Source organism: Bacteroides sp. AM23-12, from assembly GCF_003434395.1.
GTDB classification, from domain to species: Bacteria; Bacteroidota; Bacteroidia; order Bacteroidales; family Bacteroidaceae; genus Bacteroides; species Bacteroides thetaiotaomicron.
This window is the reverse complement of sequence record NZ_QTLF01000082.1, coordinates 1-2,397: the sequence shown is the minus strand read 5'-3', so window position 1 is coordinate 2,397 and position 2,397 is coordinate 1. Positions and strand designations below refer to the sequence as shown.

General features: G+C 47.6%; 2 protein-coding genes. Both read right to left on the bottom strand.

Annotated features, from left to right (window positions below):
• The coding region (locus DW640_RS23135; RefSeq protein WP_061473452.1) for a DUF1080 domain-containing protein at window positions 1–860 on the bottom strand (860 nt) is incomplete at its 3' end.
• 52 nt (window positions 861–912) lie between these two features.
• The gene (locus DW640_RS23130; protein ID WP_016268292.1) at window positions 913–2,388 is read right to left on the bottom strand and encodes a Gfo/Idh/MocA family protein; all 1,476 of its coding nucleotides are present in this window, start codon (window positions 2,386–2,388) and stop codon (window positions 913–915) included.
• Window positions 2,389–2,397: the final 9 nt, after the last annotated feature.

The window sequence follows — 2,397 nt, the reverse complement described above, 5'->3', positions numbered from 1 at the left end:
TTCACGCGGATATTGCGGAACCAAACGTCATCACCGTGATCCTGCATTCCGATAAATCCTTCGTGGTTTTCGCCACCGCAATTATTCAGCAGTTCGAAAGCCAACGGCCATTTGTCCTGGCTGAATTTGCTGGCTTGCAAAAGGTCAGTCCATTGTTTGGTCCACAAGTGGTATTCGAGTACATTCTCGTCATTCTGTCCGTGAACAACAGTACCTTTATAAACCATGATCTTAGCCTTGTTCCATTCGCCGAAAGGTTTCGCATTCTGAGGAACTGCCGGAATCATGTCATATAAAGAAGCCGACTGACGGTTATTGTCTTTACCCAATTTTGCATCCGGATGATTGTCATTGTCCAATACCTGATATTCAGGTGCGGAAATATAAATAGGTTCGAGCACGTCGTTACCGTCCTTATCTTTAGAAGTTACTTCCTGAGCCAGATAGAAGATACCGGAGTTACCGCCTTTGGAAACCTTCCATTCCATTTCCAGTTCGAAGTTTTTGAATTTGTGGGCAAAGATCAGGTCTCCGCCATCACCATCCTGCGCTTCACCGCCACCGGAACCGTTAAACTTGATGCAACCGTCTTCGATAGTCCATTTGGAAGGAACTCTGTCCTTGCCATAACCACGCCATCCATTAAATGTTTTGCCGTCAAAGATAGTGATGTAACCATCCGCATCTACCGGTAATTGCAAGCTATCCATCTCTGCTGCTTTTAATGATTTTGAATATGATAATGCTACTTCGTTTGCCGATTGCTCTTCCTGAGCACTCCCGGATTTCTTCTGACCGCTGCAGGAAACTAAAACTCCCGCTGCAAGACAACAAGCTAATGGATAAAATACTTTCTTCATAATAATAACTATTTAATTTTTAATCTTTAATTCTTAACTTACTTTTATCGTGTTATCGTGGCATATCAGGCAACTTCCATCCTTCGCGATAGTTATGTTTCACCAGTTCGGCTGCGAATTGTTTCGCATTGATCGGATCTGTCCAGGTCTTGTTGAATGACGGGTGACCATCATGAATCGTAAATCCGTCCTTAATGCAGGTTCTGAGTGTTTCATTATCACCGATATTGGTGAAGCACATATTGGCGCCGTCCCATTCCAGTGTCTTGTTCAAACCTTGCAGACGGATAGCCAATACACCCATTACCACCATTTCATTCATCGGTCCCGATTCGGAGAAATCCGCTTTCGGCATCACGCGGTTGGATTTGTCTTCCTTACAAGCGCGTACCCAGTCCATCTCATGAGAACACTTGACACGGCGGCATACTTTCGGTGCATTGGGCACACGGCCTGACAACAAGAAAGGTTGTTCTCCGTAGCAGCCGCAAATCAATGTATCTTTTGTTCCGTGGAAAATAGTCAGACCACCACCGGGACCCATCAGTTGTTTTCCTTCCGGGAAACCTTTCGGACGTTCCGGCATCATACCGCCGTCATACCAGTGTACCTCAACTTCCGGCAAGGCAACTTTCGGCATATTGTCGCGGGCGGGGAAAATCATCTTCACGTGCTGGGCCTGAGGAGCGCAGGCACTCAGTAATAATGTAGAAGAACCTTCCACCTTGGTAGGATAACCCAGTTTCAGAGCTCTGAACGGCTGATGCAGAATATGGCAGGCCATATCGCCCAGTGCACCTGTACCGTAATCCCACCATCCGCGCCAGTTCCAGGGATGATAAACGTTGTTGTACGGGTTCAGTTTGGCAGGTCCGGTGAAAAGATCCCAGTTCAATGTGTTGGGGATGCGGTCCGCCTTTTCGGGGGCATTCAGTCCTTGCGGCCAGATAGGACGGTCGGTGGCGCATTCCACTTTGGTTACTTCACCGATTTCTCCATTCCATATCCATTCGCAAACCAGGTCGGTACCTTCGCCCGATGCTCCCTGATTACCCATTTGAGTAACTACTCCGGTAGAGGCGGCCAGCTTGGTCAGCAAACGGGATTCGTAAACGGAGTGAGTCAACGGTTTCTGGCAGTATACGTGCTTGCCCATTGTCATGGCGTCTGCCGTGATGATGGCATGAGTATGGTCGGCGGTAGCAATGATTACGCCGTCAATGGATTTGCCCATTTCATCGTACATCTTGCGGTAATCCCAGTATTTCTTCGCATTCGGGAATTCATCGAATACGCCTTTGGCATATTTCCAGTCTACGTCACAAAGGGCTACGATGTTTTCGGTGCCCTTCACGTTGTTGATGTTGGCATGGCCCATACCGCCGATACCTACGGCTGCGAGGTTCAGTTTGTCGGTTGGTGAAACGTGCCCGTGGCTCATACCTAAAATAGAACTGGGAGCAATGGTGATTCCTGCTAAAGCAGCGGCTCCCGTTTTAAGAAATTTTCTTCTTGAAAAGTCTGACATGGTTTTATT

Excerpts from the sequence above, each read along its gene's own strand:
- DW640_RS23130 (WP_016268292.1), bottom strand. The coding sequence starts at position 2,388 with ATGTCAGACTTTTCAAGAAGAAAATTTCTTAAAACGGGAGCCGCTGCT.